This window comes from Edaphobacter aggregans DSM 19364 (assembly GCF_000745965.1).
GTDB lineage: Bacteria > Acidobacteriota > Terriglobia > Terriglobales > Acidobacteriaceae > Edaphobacter > Edaphobacter aggregans.
Genome location: NZ_JQKI01000098.1, coordinates 1 through 17,900 on the forward strand (window position 1 = coordinate 1; position 17,900 = coordinate 17,900).

Here is a 17,900-nt window from a genome sequence, read left to right on the forward strand (position 1 = left end):
CCCAGGTGCTGTTTTGGAATTGAGCCTTGCCCCAGCAGGTGGGGAGAGAGGGCATCATGGTTCGGCGGATCTAGTGCCTGCTTCGCGGCCCCTTGGAAGGTCTGAGTGGGCGCTCGGTCGGTCGTTCCAATTGCCTGTTCTCTTCCCAGACTCGCGCTCACATTACCACCAGCGGATCACTGTAATCAAGCAGTGAATCATATCTTCGTTTGGTCTGGGCAAAGCTACTGCTTCATTCTTCTACCGCGTTCTGAAAACCGGGCCGAGCGGGTATGTGTCGCCCGTCCATCGCTGGCGAGAAGGTTTCCAGTACCGCGGTTTACGACAAGCAATAACGCATCCACATCCGTGACGTGGAAGATCAGCCGGCCCCACCGTGACACCGTGTCACCTTGTTCGAGGTTTAGAATCGCGGATTCTGAATCGTTTGCTCGCAGCGAAGAGAAACTCGCCTGTTCTCCGCCGTAGAGCAGCTCCATGCCGAGCGCTTTTCGGTAAAACTGCACTGAAGCCTGCATGTTCAAGACGCGAAACGTGATCGCAGAGATTTTTTCAATCGACGGCGCCATACGCCAGCAGTGTACGTCGAATTTGCCCTGGAGGGCATCGGGGACGATTGAACGTGCCCATCCACGGGTCTAGAATCCAGCCATAGCCATTCAGCGGCTGGGGAGGTTTGTATGCCCCATTATGAGTTCGTCTGCAACGACTGCAAGAAAACATTCCTGAAGACTCTGACCATCGCAGAGCATGACGCGGAAAAGACTGCGTGCCCCCACTGCGGCAGTCACGAGGTTGAGCAACGCTGGTCCGCCTTCTCGGCCATCACTTCGAAGAAGAGCGCCTGAGGGCAAGGTATGGAGGCGCGTATGCACTTCGACAAATTCACCTTCGGTGCCCTGCGGATCGACGGCAGCACGTACGAGCAGGACGTGGTGATCGACTGCGGGGAGATCCGCAAACGCAAGAAGGCACCTTCCAAGAGATTCCGTGACGAGTTTGGACATACGCCCTTGTCCATCGAAGAAAAGATACCGTGGAAGTGCCACCGGCTTGTGATCGGCACCGGAGCGTATGGTCGTTTGCCAGTTATGAAAGAAGTGAAACGTGAGGCGGAACGCCGCCACGTCGAATTGGTCATCGTACCGACCAGTGAGGCCATCCGGCTAATAGAAAAGGAGTCCGCAGCAAACGCCATTCTGCACGTGACCTGTTAGCCAGCGTGCGAAAACTCCTGGGGCATCGGCAAACAGGAAGTTAGGCCGTTGCTTTCGGGCTGCCCCGTGGGTTAGCGTTCCCTATTTTCCCTGGGATTTGACGGCGAGGTTGTGGTCTACGGGGATTACCGTGACGGCGAACGGGGTTCCAGCGTCGTCCCCCACGATGGGAAGCACTCCCGGTTGGTTACCGCCCAGCATCATCAAGATCTTTTCTGTTGCTGCGGTCATCTTCCTTCCGCCTACGCTGATTGCTTCCGTGTACGGCATGAACTTCGAGCACATGCCGGAGTTGAAGTGGCTCTTCGATTATCCATTTGCTCTGGGTGTAATGATTGTGTCCTCTATTCTTCCCTAGTGATACTTCAAGCGGCGCAGGTGGCTCTGAGCAGCGATGAGCCATGGATAGACGCAGCACCAACAATCTTTAAGTTGGTGAGGATCTGAGTTTCGGCACGGACTTTACCTGGTGAGACGGATCGGGCAAGAACTCATTCGGATGGGCGGGGAGCGAAGTAGCCTGTGTGGACGCGGATCTTATAGCGAGGGTCGAAGGCCTGGAGGTTGATGGTGCGGAAGGAACCGTCATTCCTGAAGGCCGCCGGGTGGTAGATCAAGGAGTATTGGCTGCGGAGCTCTTCTTCAATTTTGTGGAAACCGGTGGGTAGGTCCTCGATACGGACGGGGTAGAAACCCTGACCGCCGGTGGCTTCGGAGATGACGCGGAGCACCTCATCGCCCCTGCTTTTTCTGGGGCTGATGTTCGTGCTGATGGCGTAGACGATGGTCTGGGCACGCTGGCACATTTTGATGGCGTCGGACACCTGGGAGCGGCTGTAGTTATCGTCGCCATCTGAAACAAGGATTAGGATGCGGCGGACGGCACCTTCTTCTCGAAGGGTGAGCATCTGGTCGTGGCAAGTCTTGTAGAGGGCATCGAAGAGCGCTGTGCCACCGCCGGGGCGAAGCTTGCGGATAGTCTTGCTCGAACTGGAAGCGCTGACGGATGGAGCTTGAGGTGTCCAGCATGATTCCGACGCGGAGGGGGAGATTGGTCTGCTGGGTGAAGGCGAGGACCGCGACCGGGGGGTGGCCATCATCGAGCAGACCGAAGTTCTCGCGTTTGAGGCCGGTGATGAAGCGGCCTTTTTTGTCGGTGACGGTGAAGATGAGGTTCACTTCGTTAGCCTGAACTTTGATAGTGGTGACGGGTCCGCCGGGGGATGGTGTCGCGGAGTCAGGGATTTGGGCCGGAGGTGGGGTAGGCACGGACCGCGGCGCGGCGCGGGATTGCGGCTGGATGGTTGGCTGCGACGCCGGAGGCAGAGCCGGCACGGTGGGCGAGGTCTGCCGAGCGGATACAGTTGTCTGCGAAACGGGGGAGAGCTGGGCCCGGGCGGGCATGGCGCTAAGAAGAAGAGTGATGACAGTGGCGGAGGCAGCGAGGCGCCATAGTGTGGGCCCGGTGCGAACGGGTTTCCGACGGACCTGCCGGGGTAGTGGCGACGGCATGTAGGCGATGGGGATCAGAGGCAACACGGGAAGCCCCGGCGGTGATCCGTAGAGGGATCAACCGGCAGCGCCGTTGCTTCGATTGCTACCGGGTGGAACGAACCAGTTCCCGGGCGGGTTTATCTCCCGCTGTGGATCAGTGCCTTTCACCGCGCACCATAACGCTGCACTGGCGGCAGAATTGATTGGATTCAGCAGTTCCCTCGGTGATGTCGCCGGAGGTGATAGCTGGGAACGATCACCCGATAAATGCAAAGTATTGGACAGGCCAACAAATCCACCACAGGCTAGGAACAAATGCTGGTCATCTTAGGATGCCAACGTCACAGCTCTGGAGACAATTATGGCTTTAGCTGCAGTCGTCGAACGAATTCCCCTTCGAGACCCGCTTCTGAGCGTTGAAGATGTAGCTGCTCGGCTCAACGTGACGAAAGGCCGGGTGTGGGAACAGTCCTCCCGAAACACCCCATATCTGCCCGTAATCCGATTGAGCGATGGAGTGATCCGCTATTGCTCAAGCGAAAGTGGAAGCCTTCCAGCACCAAATAACAAAACAGTTGGGGCAGTCTGGTTCCGTCGACATGACGATGAACGATCGCTCGAGCCGGTGAAGCGAGGTGCCGGTCAGCGAGGGTTTCGCCCTCCAGATACTCCATGACGATGAAATCGATTCCGTCGTGGCAACCGATGTCGTACAGGCAGCAAATATTCGGATGTGTGAGCAAAGAGATGGCTCGCGCTTCGCGCTCAAAGCGCCATTTCAGATCAGGATCGGACGAAAGACGAGTGGAAAGAATTTTGACAGCGACGTCGCGGCCGAGACGCGTGTCCCGCGCGCGATACACCTCTCCCATTCCACCAGCACCGACCGCTGCAAGGATCTCGTACGGGCCAAGTCTGGTGCCTGGGGTCAGCGGCGTATGGGTGTGGATTCCGACCTTTGTAGAAAAATCGAAAGGAGGCTTTTTGAGGAAGCTGCCGGCGCGCTCGTCTTCCATCAAAAGCTGTTCGACGAGGTGCTTCAATTCCGGCTCATTCTGGCACGCGGCATCGAGAAACGCACGCCTGGCCTCGGGCGCCATATCGAGGGCGTCGCCGAACAACTTCTCAACGGACTGCCTGTGCTGGCCCATCTTTGCCCATCCGATAGCAGCAGACGAATTGTCTGGCCCGCCATTCCAACAGCACCGACCGGTGTGAGGATCTCGTACGAACCAAAATCTAGGGCCTGGGGTCAGGGCATGGTACGGGTGTTGATTATATCGCTCGGCTCAAATGCTCAGATAGCGAAAGAGAGCCCTTTCGCCCCGGCCATCTGCCGAGCCGCGGCCAGGAAACCTAATAACGCTGGATGATAAGTCGGCTGCACGCGAAAGTGATCTTTTTGCAGGCGATTGGCGGCGCCTCTCGGGATTTGCCTGGATCACGGGCTACCCGGACATAACACTGTTGTTAACAGGCGTAGCACAAAAATGACGCGGAGCCAGTCTCGACCGGCCCGCAATGATTGTCAGCGAGCCGCGTTCCTTGAGGTTGCGGGGCGGGCGGTTTGGGGCTAGCCTTTCGCTTGGGAGGCATGTCATGAAGCTCGGTACCCTCTCCACAGCGAAGTTTCCCGGATTTTGTCCGACTTTGGCCATGAATCTGGCACTCCCGCTGATCCTGAGCTTGATCGTGTTGCCTCCCAGGACGGTGCCGCAAGTGCCCCAGCCGTCGCTGCAGGTGCGCGAGCACATGCTAGTGTCCACGAAATGGCTGGCGGGTCACCTCACCGATGCAGCGGTTGTAATTCTGCATGTGGCTCGGGAGCGCGCGGACTACGACGCCGGACACATTCCGGGTGCCCGCTTTCTGGCTGTGGACCAGATCACCGTCACGCACGACAAGGTCTCCAATGAACTTGCCGCAGCGGAGGAACTCAAAAAAGTCTTCGCGTCCCTCGGGGTGGGCGATCGGACGCAGGTCGTTCTCTATGGCGAGCGACAGGGCTTATGGGCGGCGCGCGCCTGGTTCACCCTCGACTACCTCGGTCACGGCGATACGGCCGCCCTGCTGGATGGCAACATCGAGAAATGGCGGAACGAGAAACGCCCGTTGAGCAAAGACGCGGCGCCGTCCATCAAGCCTGCTAGCTTCACTCCCCGTGTGCAGCCGGGGGTGCTGGTCACGCTCCCCGTGGTGCGCGACCTGTCGTGGCAGGCGGTGAATACCGCATCGCCGACAGTGGTGCTCGTGGACGCCCGCCCGCCGGAACAGTATCGGGGCGAGGAAAACGCCTCCGACACACCACGTGCCGGCCACATTCCCGGCGCCGTCAGCCTGTACTGGATGACTGCGCTGGAAAGCAAGGAAGACCCGCAGATGCTTCCACTGGCGGAACTGCGCCGCCTCTTCCAATCCGCCGGCATTGCTCCGGGACGCAAAATGGTGAGCTACTGCCACTCCGGCGTGCAGGCCTCATACGCCTATTTCATGGCCAAGTACTTGGGTTTTGACGCCGCTCTCTACGATGGGTCATTCCAGGAGTGGAGCAACGCTGGAGGAACACAGGTATCCATGGGGAGGTAGACGGACCCTAAGCGCAAGACGCGAAGCCTTACTTGCCGGTTCACTTCTCAACCCAATCCGGTGGCATAGTTGTCGCGGTAGGGACGACCATTACTGATCGCCCACCGGGTGGCCGGAGGCAGTTGCCCACCTCCGGCTCCCACAGAACGTAGCGTGCGGATTTGCCACACTACGCTCTTCAGAAGTTGCTTCACAAGGCATCGTGTTCGAATCTGTTGTCGCAAGTCTTTCAAATTCACAGATTATGTCTGTGCAAGGGCTCCAGCCACAATCTTTAGGCATCGACTCAGCTTTGCTCAAAGGAGCCTCTTGTGCCACAAACACCAACCCTCGCTTCGTTTGGCCACGGTTCGATGATGCAACTAGGGCGACCGGCAGTAGGCGGCCGACCACTTCTGATCGTCCTTGTCGAGTAAAGCAACTTTCCCCCGTTCAGTACATATCATCCTGCAGATTATTATGAGAATTTGGGGTTCGGCCATCCCATTCCGCCATTCTCGACAAGCAGTCCAGTGAATCCGGCGAGCCTTCGAGAGTACTTTCGCGAAAACAGCAATGGTAGATTCTGGTTCGATCGTGATGGGGTCGTCGGACCTATTCAATTTGGCGTTTACGCCAATGATCCGGGCCCAGAAGCTCGAATGGCCGGAATCCTGAACCGAGTCACTGCCATCGCGCCTGAACTGTTCACCGCGGTGGACGCCAACGGTGATCGCGTCATAGCCTTCGATGAACTATGCGTTGTCTGCGTCGAGAACTTCTCGATTACCGAGACTGTTCGCGTGCATGTTGCTGGTGTCGGCCCCCTAACACCCTTCTGCCAAATTGCCCACGAACTTACTCATCAAGGTCAACATGTAGTTGCTTAGCCCCGTGTTGTACATGTCGACGGTGCCTAACGAATGTGAGAGGTACTCGTTCGTCTCGAATGACCAGGTCCCAGTGCACTTCGATGCCTGGCACAAACTCTCTCTAGGCTGGGTAGAGCCAAGAATATACCACATGTCGCCTCCCGGGACCGACGCGGTGCACGAAGGTCCTGGCGGTGCGATTATCCTCTGGGACCAATCCAGAGGCGCAAGCGAATACTTTATCGTCGAACGACGGCGCCCCAATTCTCCGGGTCTTCGATATGATTCCGGTGTCGCTGGCGATGGCGTGCTGATTTGGCGCGTTCAGCAAGGCGTACTAAACGGGGTCGGCCATATGAGTGCGCCAAACTTCGCGTTCGGAGGCTCGAACGTCTGGAGGCCTGGACAACAAACGCCGATGCTCAAATGGGCCGATGGTAGTCCAACGAATATTTACCTCTCCATTGCCGCAGACACTGCAGGGTCAATCAGGATCAGTTGGGGGGATCAACTGGTTCATGCCAGTAGCGCAAAGCACCTGCAACTATTTCACGGAGGAAACGGTGTGACGCCCGTGGACAGCGGCTTACCCATGCAAGGTATTTTTTACGGTATTACTAGCAGTGGCATTCTGGATTGGAATAGTTACAACGGCCGGGGCGAGGATGTCGATGACCCGGTCACGCGCAAAACTGGCATCCGAACACCAATAACCCAATTGGGCACGACTGGAGCCTGATGCTGCACGTTCTGGGGTGTGGTGATGGCGTGATCATGGCCGTAAACCCGAACGGGAATCTACATTGGTATTCCTATGGCGGCCATGGGGAGAACGACGCCTCCGGTTCACTCGGTTGGCATCCCCACTCGGGAAATGTCATCGGCAATGGCTGGCAAAAGTTTCGAAAAGTATTTGTCTTTCCTCGCGCGGGTCGGCCAAGCAGCCGAGTGAGGATTTTTGGCGTCGCCCAAAATGGAGACCTTCATTGGTACGAGTACACCGGCAATGGCGAAGAGGATCCCTCAGGCAGCTTAGGTTGGGAGCCAAACTCGGGTAACAGGATTGGTAGTGGCTGGGACAGCTTTGTTCACTTGCATGGATCAAGCAACGTCGTCTTCGGGGTGAAGCCAGATGGCCATTTGCTTTGGTACTCGTACAGTGGCCAAGGGGAGGAGGATCCGTCGGGAACTATCGGCTGGGATCCGAATTCGGGCAATCCTATCGGCAACGGTTGGCAATCGATGCAGCACGTGTTCGGCGGTGCCTCCGATGGGGGAGGGTTTGGACAAGTCATCATGGCGGTCGATCAAGACGGAAAGCTATTTTGGTATAGGTATTCGGGCAATGGCGAGAGCGACTTGAGTGGCACACAGGGCTGGCACCATCGGTCCGGAGACTGATCGGCACAAACTGGTGACTCAGGTTGTTGACCGTATTGAATAAGTAACCGGCGCTGTCTCCTATCCTCGGATCCGATGGGAGTTCGTTCTGTCACTACCGGCGAAAAGTCTTTGGCTTTCAGGGACTCTCGCGATTCCCCTCGTTTGGTCGGTGAGGTTCGGTGAAGGTCAATTAGGGTTGGATGGTCACGGATTGGTCACGCTCGTACTGAGCGGTTACTAGCAGAGGCTCCTAACACCGCACTCGTAGAATCTCCTTCTGACAAATATGTAGGTAGGGGGTCAATCACCTTGATCTCTTCTTCCATTGCCGCCATGATGACAACTTTCTCCGAAATCAGTATGCAAATCAATGAAAAAATGGCGGTAAACTTCTTCGCGCACAAGCAACTCAGCGAAACATGAACCGGGCAAGCCCATGGGAACGATTTGGTTTGGGGTGAAGATCGGCGTGGGAACCGCCGTCGGGCTGCTGTTCGTGTATTACGTCTGGCGCGAACTTCGTTCGCTTCCTAAGACTCTTTGCGCCCTAAAGTTCCACAGGGCTGGATTCGACTGGGCAGAAGGACCGCAAGGATGGATATCTCGTGACCCATGTAACGACGATTGGATTTTGTGGGATGAACAGAACGAACGAATGCTTCGAGCCACAGACCCGGACGGCAACTGGAGACCGTCCGGGGAAAGTCTTGAGCAGTGTATCGCCCTGGGACGAACGTATCGCGCACAGATGGGCTTTTAGTGCATTGTTCGCGCTGTTGAGCCGCTACAAGAATCTAGGAAAGATCTTACGAGCCACGGCGGAACCGCTCTAGATTCCGCCTCTCGCAACCGTTCCATGTGTCTGTAGTAGGTTCGCCAGTGCATTCCTTTGGGTTTGACTACAGGGTCATCAATGATTCCCGTTCCGCCTAGTTTCTCGTGGATGCCTTGCGCCTTGTGCAATGCGCGGTGGTGCGGAGCTTCCCGCTGTGACTCATAGGCGAGGTGGAGGCAATGCCGACATGCGAACACCGTCGCGCCATACAAGATCGCCGCACGACGGCTACACGCGGGACATCGGAACCATGCCTGATTTCCTACGAAGGGGCAAGGCGTCCATTCAACTGCAACCGGGTAGTGTTTGTGCTGCCATTCGTCGCCTCTCGGACGGGTCTTGTATCGGAGGGTGATTTGGCAGTCCGCCGCTTCGATGCTGACAGATGCGAAGCGCTCTCCCCGTCGTGACCAATGCACCATACCGGACCACCCCGGCCGCAAGTAGCCCTGGCGCTTGCACCACCGCACATCTAGGCGGACGTAATCATCCGTGCAGTCCCGTCTTTGCGTGCGTCCGCTGCCGTACCCGCCCATTCACTCTCCAGATTTATCGAAATCATTAGGCAAATCTGACATTAGCTTTACGAGCTAAATCCCAAGCTAATTATTTTGGACTGTCCTCGCCGTCCGGTTGATACCAGGGTTTTCGCTTGTGAGGAAACAGAACCGGGTGTTTCGTTATCAAGGTTGAAAACATCGTGTGAGCGCTGTATAAACCGCATCTTGCATTGGCATGTGCAGAGCGGCAAATTTAAGGGATGAGTACACAGTCAAAGGCTGGCCACGTTACTTCCTAATCAGGGTGATCTGGTTCGCCAGAAGTTGCCAGCTTCCTCCTGCCTTCAGCCAAACATCTGTGTATCGGTATTCGCCACTACTCTCCTGGCCGCCGTACTTTGTCCCATGGAGAGTGACCCGGCCAATATCCACCGCAACATTGCCATGCACGTGCAATTTTTCGCGTCGAGAACCGATGGCCTGAAACTCAGTGGCACCCGACTTCAAATTGGCGATACGCTCCGCTTTGGTCACGAGTTCGCCTTGCGGATTTATGAACGTGTAATCGTCGGCCCATATCTTCTCGAGCGCTGCTATATCCCGCTTGGTAAGGGCATCGGAATACTCCTTAGAGCGCTTCTCGAGATCTTCGCCCACAGCTTGGCTGTTCGTTTCGCTTTTGGGGGAGTCGACCGGCTTTCTACCCTCTTGCCCGACTCCAAAAGCACAGGTAAGGATGAGCAGGAAGGTGACGAACAGAGTTGATTTCATTTAGGTCTCTCCTCTCTTCGAGCGAGTATCCTTGTACAATGCATTCCGGCGATTGTCAAACCGCCTATTCGCAGGAACTCCGGCGAGCACTCATTATCATCATCTTTGCAGCATATTGGGACGGCGCAAACAGGGAACGGTAACTTCCGTCCCCTGCTCATTTTCTGATGTCTCTCATGATCTCTAAGTCAACGGCCAGTTTAGAACTACAATGCTGTCGTTGTAGTCATTTGTCTGTGCCGTCTTCTGCTCCAACCACTGCAATATCAGGTTTACCGGCTAACGGATTATCAGCAAATCTCAATTTCAATGGTTTTCCATTTGCTTCAATCGCGACACATACGTTTCCTTTCCCTGAGCTATAGACTTTCGTACCCAGGGCGGCGTCGTTTAAACCAGCGCCGGTCAATGTGTCCGTAAGCTGATCGTCAATGAATAACTTGATTGTCTGCTTATGTACCGCATTTATAAGAGCGGTGACGCCGAATTTTATGTTTGGCGGTATTACGAAACATTGCTTGCCGTCCGTTACTTCTCCGCAAGAACCGCCACAACCAATGGGAGTAGGCATATTTGACATAGCGTATGAATCCTTTCCTTGCTGTGCTTTTTTACCTGCAACAAACATCGGTGGAGTTTTAACCCGACTGTTCTCCCGGCAGAGTCATTCAATCCCTGTAAGCCGCGTAGGCAGCATCAATCACAGGAGCTCTCTGGACCAACTGCTCTAGCAAAGTAATGTGTATGACATTAAGACACGAAAGCTTGCGGCAATTGTTCCTATTTCCCATTGTCGGTACAAGTGACCTCGGGACAGTGAACCTCTGGTTTTGAGATCGTCTTCACTGTGTCGCGGGTCCTGAGTGGCTCGGCGAAAAATTACCGCATTTCGCGCGGTTGGACAATGAGTGCGTTGGCCTGATAGCGCCAATTTGAGAAAAGTCATGCTTCACTGGCTTAATTTAGAACCGGAGACCAAGTATGCTTCTCTCTGGGGTGAACGGGGCTGTCGCATCCTTACCTAAGTAGAGGTCCCATTTGTGAAGCAGAGTTTCGCAGCAATTATCCTTGGTTGTACCGGACAAGTCGGCGGTGCAGCCGTCGCGGAACTGCTAGCAACTTCGGAATGCGGGAAGTGGTGATGGTCACCAGAAAGCCCATTGCGCCGCGAGCGCGGGTGCGCAACGTCGTTCTTGATACCGGCGCTGCGGACTTTGCCGAGCGCACTGCCGCCCTTGCCCGCGGAGTTTTAAGCCAAGGTCCCGTCAGCGCCGTGAGCTGTGTGGGTGTCGGTTCTGGATCGATGCGCTGGAGCGAAGAAGAATTGCAACGACTTGAGCTCGGCGTCGTCGGTGCCTTTGCGCGTGGCTGCCATGACGCCGGAATCGCCCAGTTTTGCCTGCTTTCTGCATCTTTTCTCCTATATTTCTTATAGCTCTGCACTCCGGAACGCCAAAATCAATGGAAGTCATGAGAGCCTGCTGCCACCGCAGTCAGGTTGAGCGGCTTCACAGAGACTGCCTTTACTGAGAGCGTTCCGTCTAGATTCTGAAGCTGCCCCTCGATAAGGAGAAATTTTGACCTGGTGACCACTAGCCGGTTCTGTTCATAGAGATCAGGACGGATGATGGCGTTCGATATTCCGGTCTCGTCTTCGAGACTCAGGAAGATGAATCCGCTGGCCGAGCCAGGCCTCTGCCGCGCGATCACCATACCAGCAGTTCGGATCGGAGTTCCATCCGGAATGCGTGCAAGTTCGTTGGCCGGACTTACTCCTAGACCCCGCAGGTAGGAGCGCCAATAGAAGAGCGGGTGGGGCCCCAGCGTCAATCCAGTGCCGCGATAGTCCGACACAAGACGTTCGTCATCAGTCATACGTGCCAGGGGTGATTGCTTGTCTTCACTCTCAAGGTCCTGAAACAGCGGGCCTGGCGCCTGAGCCGCGCGCCGTGCATCCCAGAGAGCGTTCCTGCGGTGCCTCTGTTTCTTGTCCTGGTAGGTCCAATTCAATGCCCCTACTTCGGCCAGCGCGACCAACTCATCGCGGCATATCTCCGGTACGCGGCTGGCCAGGTCATCGGCGGATGCAAAGAACTTGTTGGCTCGCTCCCGCACGATGGCCTCGCCTGTCACTTGACGAAAGCCGCGCACGTGGCGCAATCCCAGACGGAGTACCAACTCGGGCACAGTCTCGTCCGTCTGTTCCAGCGTACAGAGCCAGCCCGATCGATTCACATCCACAGGACGAATCTTCAATCCATGTCGCTGCGCATCTTTGACGACGGTCGCAGGATTGTAGAAACCCATCGGTTGATTGTTGAGCAGCGCACAGGTGAAGGCCGCAAGATAGTGGCACTTCAGATAAGCACTGGCGTAGGCGATCAATGCAAAGCTCGCAGCGTGCGACTCTGGAAATCCGAACTCGGCAAAGGAGCGTATGGCGAGAAGAATCTCTTCCTGAACCTGGAGCGCGATTGCGTTCGCGGTCATACCCGCGCGGAGCCTCTCGTCGATTGCTTGCATCTTTGCGTGCGAACGCTTGCTCCCCATGGCCCGGCGCAGCTCTTCTGCCTCACCTCCAGTGAAATTGGCAACGATCATCGCCATGCGAAGCAATTGCTCTTGGAAGAGGGGCACACCTAAGGTTCGGTGCAAAACCGACTCGAGTGCGGGATGCGCATAGCGGATATCCTGCCTGCCAAGTCTTCGGAGGATATAGGGATTCACCATCTCGCCCGCAATCGGACCAGGGCGAATAATCGCCACTTGGATCACTAAGTGGTAAAAGCAGCTGGGCCGTGTGCGGGGCAAAGAACTCATCTGCGCCCGACTCTCAATCTGGAACAGACCAACCGTGTCTGCTTTCTGAATAGCGGAATAGACAGCAGGATCATCCGCCGGCAGCTGGGCGAAGTCTATCTCTTCACCGTAGTGCCTGGGGATCAGTTCGCGGCAGTCTTCAAGAACCGCCATCATGCCAAGGCCGAGAAGATCGACCTTGATGATGCCAAGGTCCGCACAATCGTCTTTGTCCCACTGGATAACCACGCGCCCCGGCATACTCGCCGGCTCGAGCGGAACTACCGAACTGAGCATCCCCTGGCATACAACCATGCCACCAGAATGCTGACCGAGATGGCGGGGTAGGTCCTGCATCCTCATTGTCAACTCAAGATATTTCGTGATCTTCGGGTGCTTGAGGTCAAGGCCAGCGTTACGGAACTGGGCCTCCATTGTGTCTGTTGGGCCTTTCCATTCCCATGAACTGACCAACGCGGAGAGGCGGGAGAGTGTATCTCCATCGAAACCGAGCACCTTCCCGACTTCACGCGCTGCCGACTTGCCTCGATAGGTGATGACATTCGCGGTCATGGCGGCGCCCTGCGCGCCGTATTTTTTGTAGAGGTGCTGGATGACCTGTTCACGATGATCACCGCTGGGCAGATCCAGATCAATATCCGGCCACTCGCCTCGTTCTTCGCTCAAAAATCGCTCAAAGAGCAGCTCCATGCGAACCGGATCGACTGCGGTGATGCTAAGCGAGTAGCAGACTGCGCTGTTGGCTGCGGAACCACGGCCCTGGACCAGGATTCCCCGCTCGTTGCAGAAGCGAATGATGTCCCAGACGATCAGAAAATAGCCAGGCAGGTTGAGTTTCTCAATCAGGTTGAGCTCTTTTTCGATCTGAGCACGAGCACGGGTGCGGAGGTTACGGCCCTGCGCACCATAGCGCCTCTCGAACCCTTCCCGGGTGCGCTCGCGGAGGAACGAAATCATTGTTTCGCCTTCCCCTACCGGATATCGCGGGAACTCATAGCCCAGGTCTTTGAGTTGGAACTGGAGCCGTTGCGAAAGTTCCGCCGAGTTGGCGATCGCTTCCGGAAGATCGGCGAAGAGCGCTCTCATCTCTTGCGGCGAACGCAGGTAACGCTCCGCATTACCCTGTAATGCAAGGCCTGCTCCTTCGAGCGTTGTATGCGACCGGATTGCGGTGAGCACATCCAACACTTGCCGCTCGCGCGGCGTTGCATAAGAGACTCCGTTGGTCGCCAGGAGCGGAAGCCGCAGACTTTGCGCGATCGAGACAGCGGCTTTGTTGCGAGCTTCCTGTTCGCGATTGCGATGACGCTGGAGCTCGACATAAACGCTTTTTCGGCCAAAGGTCTGGACGAGCCGTTCCACTGTACGCACACCTTCGTCATAGCCGCCACGTATGAGTGCTTCGGCCAGCGGTCCTTCCTCGCCTCCTGTCAGACAAATCAGACCGGAGGCATATTGCTCGAGCTCGTTGAAGGTTGCCGCTCCCTCACCTTTGCTGCGTTCTCTCAACTTGTAGTTCGTGATCAGGCGGCAGAGATTCTGATGACCTGTCTTCGTCTCCACCAGGAGCGGGTATCGGCACCGTGCAGCCTCTCCAAATAGTGAATCGTCGAGCGAGACTTCGGCGCCGACATGTGCCTTTAGACCCACCTTTTGCGCCGCTATGTGCATCCGTGGCGAACCATAGACACCATCTCGATCTAAGAGAGCAATTGCAGGGATGGCTTGCTCGGCGCAGGCTTCGGCGAGCGTTTCTGGGACAGAAGCTCCTTCGAGAAAGCTGAAGGCAGAACGAGCATGGAGTTCGACATACATCAGTCGTACTCGCCTTCCACGTACCACTCACCATTGAAGAGGTTGCGGTAGACCTTGACTAAGAGCTTGTGTTCTTCCTGCGCTGTCAGCACCAAGTCCCATTCATCGCGGCCCCAGTGGTCCTGTGTCCACCATTCTCCCGACCGCCGCCAGGGTCCTGCCGCTTTCAGAACACGATATCTCTGGCCGTCAAAGCCAATTATGGTTGGCGCCCCGCGAGCGCTTTGAACTCTGGCCGGCAGATGGGGACGGTAGATACGCAGAGCGGCCTTGGGAGTCGAATGTCTGTGAGCCGTGACCGGTTTCCCTTCGGGCCGGAAGCTCACCATACGAAAGGTGGTGGTCGTATGACGCGCAATCAACTCTGCGGAGCCGACTCGATCCTCACCAACCAACTTGCGCAGCCGTGCCAGCGTCACCTCCAGACGTTGTGGCTCCGGGCCTTGGGGAACAAACATGCCCTCCTGCACCCGCTGCGGTCGCAAGGGTTCTGCTTCTAATGAGACCTTCAAGACCGGAGCGCCGGGTGGGTGCGCATCGAGATCCAGTTGCAATAACTTCAACAGCAACTTTGTATCTGTCGTGGGCACAGGCAGCTTCACCACGCGCGTGAATACTTTGCTTGTAGCCGTTGGATCCAGAGTTGCGACTTCGAGCGTGAGTTCGACGCGAATGGCGCCTGCTGCCAGTGACCTTGCGAGGAGCCGCGCGCAGAGTTGGTCGAGCAATCGGGCAAAGATGAACGAAAGAGACTCAATGTCTGCGACGGGGGAATCAAGCTCCATGCTTTCTCGAAATTCGAGTGGCGGTTCGGTAGGCGAAAGGATGCGCATGGATTTGCCATTTGCGAGCCGTTGCAGGCGTAGGCCTTCTTGTCCAAGCCGCTCCGTCAGCGCGATCTCTGGGAGAGCTGCGACCTGGCCCAGAGTCCGAATTCCCCATCGCTCTAAGACCCCCAGTACGTCAGCGGAGGGATCAAGCACCGTGATGGAGACGTGTTGCAGTTCGTCCCCTTCCCTGCCCTCAGGAAGAACGCGGATTCCTTTCGCAACGCGAGCCGCGTGAATCGCTGAATCAATGTTTGAAGCCACGCCGACATTTACGTACAGCGACAGCGCACTTGCCTGCTCACGAATGCTCTGCGCAATTTGAAACGGTGTGCCCATGAGCTTTCCCAGTCCACTCAGATCAAGGACTACCGTGTCTGCGCTCACGTCCTCACAACGCGGAGAAAACCGTGCGACACAATCGAGGAGCGCGGCATGGGCGGAGGCTTCAAGGGCCAGCGATTGCTCTCGAATCACCAAGCCGGGGCAGCTCTCGGCTTCGGTCTTCGTCATTCCGATCTCAACTCCGAGTTTTCTCGCCGTGGCATTGATGGCGATCACACGCACCAATGGCGGTGATCCAGCTATTACGGCTACGGCTTTGTCTTCAAGTAGCGGATCGACACGCACAGCAGCCTGGCAAGAAAGATTCGGAATGTACACGCAACCGAACAGCATGGCCACTCCTAGCGGTAGAACTGAAGGCTGGTCGAGAAGCTCGCCCGAGATCGAACAGACGCTACAGGTTTGCGGGCCTGACCGCGTACAACCTCAGCATCGAGTGCAATAGATTCAAACAGGCAATCACCGTCCACGTGCTGCGCCGTGGCTGTGGTAGTGCATGTCTCAGCGAATTCAACCCCGGCCTGAGCAAGATCCAAGACCACAGCAGCACTACTGCCTGCGTGCGGCTCTTGCTCCAGCACTAAGAGCAAAGTCCTTGTCTCCTCGACAGCCCGGCGGAGACGGAACCAGGTGGTCAGAGGGATCTTGACGGTGTCCCGCGGGTCCAGGCTGGCTAAATCGAGCACAACCACACCGAAGCCTCCGCTCTGCAGCAGAAGATCCGCCGCCATGAGTATCTGATCGAGCGCTGCGAATCGCCGGCGAGTTGATGCGGGGCTTGCGCCACCACCGGGACGCACCCACAGCAGTTGGCTCAGAACCACTCCGTTTTGCGAAGCTGAAACCGGATCGAAAGCGTCGCGTACATCAAGCAGCACTGCAGCTTCACCCCGCTGGGTCAGTGAAGCCAGGAGGCCGTGCACCAGACTCGTTCCGCCGGTGCTTTTCAGCCCGCATATTTCCACTAATGTCCCTCGTGGAAATGCGCTGAGGCTATCTATCTCAGGGATCCCGCAGGAAATGGATTCCTGTTCGCGCTTGGGACGCGGAGTCAAGGCGGAAGGAATGCGACCAGCCCGAGACGCTTCAATTTGGGATCGCAAAAGTGCAACAGTGCTCATGGTCGTATTCGCCTTATCTTCGCCTTCAGGTAAATACGATTCTGCTGCCGCACGGATGCGTTGTCAATCACGGATGCTGCAACTACAAAACTCCCACAGCGTGCATGATCCCTATAACTATATGTGAGTGAATAGGTTAACGCGCTTCGCCATTATCGTCGGGGCCAGCAGGAAGGCCGCGTGTTGGGAGTGACGCGAACTGCCGCTCTGGGTGTGAACAGAACGGGAAGTCAATGTTGCTGATTCAGCCTTGGACGCCGTTCTTCAAGTTGTAAGCGTGATCGCTCCAGTTCATCCGCAATGAGCTTCTCGTCCGGGAGCACGGTTTGATACTCGGCAGCAAGCACTTTGTTCGGCAGGTTATCGAGAGCATAGTGGGCTTCCGCTGCTCCCTTTTCTGCGCAGAGAATAAGTCCGACCGGAGGATTTTCTCCCGCCTTCATCCAATGTTCGCGGGCGTAATTGAGATATAGGTGCATCTGCCCGGCATCGGCGTAGCTGAACTTGCCCACCATGAGGTCTTCTGTGGCGCAGCCAGTTATGTGGCGTTCAGCCAAGCAGGCAGCCATATTCACTCCGTTTCAGTATTTGAACGCCACATAATCTGCGGTCGCCGCAGAATGCAGAGCGTTTTTAGCGTAGCGGCGCGGCGCAAAGGAGCTTTGGGAACAGGTGGATTCTGAATGGCGCGCCGGTCCGCTAAAAACGGATTGGGCTAAACCGCTCCACGATGCTCGCCCTATGGGTATTGAATGGTTGGCCTGTAGCGTTGGCGGAACCAGCCTCGTTGCGGGCGGAATCTGGCGAGTGTGCTGACGCTGCTCATGAGGTGTCCGTGATTGTCGGAGTTCTTAGGGGCTTTAGCAGTTCCACGACGAGCATGTGGCCACGGCGACAAATCGGACATACGCGCAACGAAGTCCCGGTGAGTTCTTCGTGCCGCTCATGGTAATCCGAATCTGCAGATTGTTCTGGGGGCACTTGCGGGAGCGTCATGCTAAGTAGTTGACGGCATCGGGCAAGTTTCTCTTGTCGGAATCGATTGCCGAGGAAGCCGTAATAGCGGATGCGGTGGAACCCGCGTGGCAGAACGTGGAGGAGGAAGCGACGGATGAATTCCTCTGCGGAAAGGGGCATCGCTCTTTGCTGGTTTGAGTTCCGATAGTCTTTGTATCGAAAGCTCACTTGACCGCCTTCGATATCCAGCAAGCGATTATTCGAGATGGCAACGCGATGAGTGTAGCGGCCAACGTAATCCAGCACCTGTTCAGGTCCAGCGAAGGGCCGCTTGGCATAGACGACCCACTTTACCCTGCTTACGGATTCCAGGTAACG

Annotated in this window: 20 protein-coding genes; 8 read left to right on the forward strand and 12 right to left on the reverse strand. The window is 56.4% G+C overall.

Annotated features, from left to right (window positions below):
• Nucleotides 1–224: 224 nt before the first annotated feature.
• The gene (locus Q363_RS23855) at nt 225–569 is read right to left on the reverse strand and encodes a VOC family protein (protein WP_051979226.1); all 345 of its coding nucleotides are present in this window, start codon (nt 567–569) and stop codon (nt 225–227) included.
• A 111-nt stretch (nt 570–680) separates the two neighbouring features.
• Here Q363_RS23855 and Q363_RS23860 point away from each other — a divergent pair, with 111 nt between their 5' ends.
• Together Q363_RS23860 and Q363_RS23865 are read left to right on the forward strand one after the other, a co-directional pair.
• The gene (locus tag Q363_RS23860; RefSeq protein ID WP_035355733.1) at nt 681–848 is read left to right on the forward strand and encodes an FmdB family zinc ribbon protein; all 168 of its coding nucleotides are present in this window, start codon (nt 681–683) and stop codon (nt 846–848) included.
• Nucleotides 849–869: 21 nt separating this feature from the next.
• On the forward strand, nt 870–1,217 hold the full coding sequence (locus tag Q363_RS23865; RefSeq protein WP_035355736.1) for an MTH938/NDUFAF3 family protein: 348 nt from the start codon (nt 870–872) through the stop codon (nt 1,215–1,217).
• 81 nt (nt 1,218–1,298) lie between these two features.
• Here the strand turns inward: Q363_RS23865 and Q363_RS43065 are convergent, their stop codons facing one another.
• On the reverse strand, nt 1,299–1,448 hold the full coding sequence (locus tag Q363_RS43065) for a hypothetical protein (RefSeq protein ID WP_211256321.1): 150 nt from the start codon (nt 1,446–1,448) through the stop codon (nt 1,299–1,301).
• On the opposite strand from Q363_RS43065, the gene Q363_RS23870 reads away from it, so the two are divergent.
• Nucleotides 1,384–1,575, forward strand: a complete 192-nt coding sequence (locus tag Q363_RS23870; protein WP_035355739.1) for a CorA family divalent cation transporter — start codon at nt 1,384–1,386, stop codon at nt 1,573–1,575. The two genes, Q363_RS43065 and Q363_RS23870, sit on opposite strands and share 65 nt — an antisense overlap.
• 133 nt (nt 1,576–1,708) lie before the next feature.
• On the opposite strand, the gene Q363_RS38930 is transcribed toward Q363_RS23870, so the two are convergent.
• Nucleotides 1,709–2,317 (reverse strand): VWA domain-containing protein, encoded by a 609-nt coding sequence (locus tag Q363_RS38930; protein ID WP_342667454.1) that lies wholly within the window; start codon nt 2,315–2,317, stop codon nt 1,709–1,711.
• An 831-nt stretch (nt 2,318–3,148) separates the two neighbouring features.
• Nucleotides 3,149–3,832 carry a protein kinase domain-containing protein gene (locus Q363_RS38935; protein ID WP_245632424.1) on the reverse strand — a complete coding sequence of 228 codons (684 nt, stop codon included), beginning with the start codon at nt 3,830–3,832 and terminating at the stop codon, nt 3,149–3,151.
• Between the two features lie 478 nt (nt 3,833–4,310).
• Between Q363_RS38935 and Q363_RS23885 the strand changes: the two genes are divergently transcribed.
• The 4 genes from Q363_RS23885 to Q363_RS23900 all read left to right on the forward strand — a co-directional run bounded on the left by Q363_RS23885 (nt 4,311) and on the right by Q363_RS23900 (nt 7,549).
• Nucleotides 4,311–5,297, forward strand: coding sequence for a sulfurtransferase (locus tag Q363_RS23885; RefSeq protein WP_035355742.1), 987 nt, complete (start codon nt 4,311–4,313; stop codon nt 5,295–5,297).
• A 641-nt stretch (nt 5,298–5,938) separates the two neighbouring features.
• Nucleotides 5,939–6,166, forward strand: a complete 228-nt coding sequence (locus Q363_RS41045) for a hypothetical protein (protein ID WP_157467434.1) — start codon at nt 5,939–5,941, stop codon at nt 6,164–6,166.
• Between the two features lie 157 nt (nt 6,167–6,323).
• Complete coding sequence (locus tag Q363_RS42235) at nt 6,324–6,887, forward strand: hypothetical protein (protein WP_169747103.1); 564 nt, start codon at nt 6,324–6,326, stop codon at nt 6,885–6,887.
• Entirely contained in the window at nt 6,887–7,549 is a 663-nt protein-coding gene (locus tag Q363_RS23900) for a tachylectin-related carbohydrate-binding protein (protein WP_035355747.1), read from the forward strand. The genes Q363_RS42235 and Q363_RS23900 overlap by 1 nt, the downstream gene beginning before the upstream one ends.
• Before the next feature lie 1,605 nt (nt 7,550–9,154).
• Here Q363_RS23900 and Q363_RS23910 read toward each other — a convergent pair.
• The 3 genes from Q363_RS23910 to Q363_RS38940 form a co-directional block, all read right to left on the reverse strand.
• Nucleotides 9,155–9,637, reverse strand: a complete 483-nt coding sequence (locus Q363_RS23910) for a nuclear transport factor 2 family protein (protein ID WP_035355751.1) — start codon at nt 9,635–9,637, stop codon at nt 9,155–9,157.
• Nucleotides 9,638–9,820: 183 nt separating this feature from the next.
• On the reverse strand, nt 9,821–9,901 hold the full coding sequence (locus Q363_RS46715) for a fucose-binding lectin II (protein WP_425387767.1): 81 nt from the start codon (nt 9,899–9,901) through the stop codon (nt 9,821–9,823).
• Nucleotides 9,864–10,265: a fucose-binding lectin II gene (locus Q363_RS38940; RefSeq protein ID WP_211256318.1), complete on the reverse strand. Its 402-nt coding sequence runs from the start codon at nt 10,263–10,265 to the stop codon at nt 9,864–9,866. Before Q363_RS38940 ends, Q363_RS46715 begins: the two co-directional genes overlap by 38 nt.
• 513 nt (nt 10,266–10,778) lie before the next feature.
• Here Q363_RS38940 and Q363_RS23915 point away from each other — a divergent pair.
• Nucleotides 10,779–11,072, forward strand: a complete 294-nt coding sequence (locus Q363_RS23915; RefSeq protein ID WP_211256319.1) for a hypothetical protein — start codon at nt 10,779–10,781, stop codon at nt 11,070–11,072.
• Nucleotides 11,073–11,095: 23 nt separating this feature from the next.
• Here the strand turns inward: Q363_RS23915 and Q363_RS23920 are convergent, their stop codons facing one another.
• From Q363_RS23920 to Q363_RS38945, 5 genes are all read right to left on the reverse strand, one after another.
• On the reverse strand, nt 11,096–14,272 hold the full coding sequence (locus Q363_RS23920) for a DNA polymerase III subunit alpha (RefSeq protein WP_035355752.1): 3,177 nt from the start codon (nt 14,270–14,272) through the stop codon (nt 11,096–11,098).
• Complete coding sequence (locus Q363_RS23925; protein ID WP_035355754.1) at nt 14,272–15,777, reverse strand: DNA polymerase Y family protein; 1,506 nt, start codon at nt 15,775–15,777, stop codon at nt 14,272–14,274. The genes Q363_RS23920 and Q363_RS23925 overlap by 1 nt, the downstream gene beginning before the upstream one ends.
• Nucleotides 15,778–15,785: 8 nt before the next feature.
• Nucleotides 15,786–16,565, reverse strand: coding sequence for a P-loop NTPase family protein (locus Q363_RS23930; RefSeq protein WP_084080698.1), 780 nt, complete (start codon nt 16,563–16,565; stop codon nt 15,786–15,788).
• 230 nt (nt 16,566–16,795) lie between these two features.
• Nucleotides 16,796–17,080, reverse strand: coding sequence for a PDDEXK nuclease domain-containing protein (locus Q363_RS23935; RefSeq protein WP_245632425.1), 285 nt, complete (start codon nt 17,078–17,080; stop codon nt 16,796–16,798).
• Between the two features lie 307 nt (nt 17,081–17,387).
• Nucleotides 17,388–17,894 (reverse strand): IS91 family transposase, encoded by a 507-nt coding sequence (locus Q363_RS38945; protein WP_425387768.1) that lies wholly within the window; start codon nt 17,892–17,894, stop codon nt 17,388–17,390.
• Between the last annotated feature and the right edge of the window lie 6 nt (nt 17,895–17,900).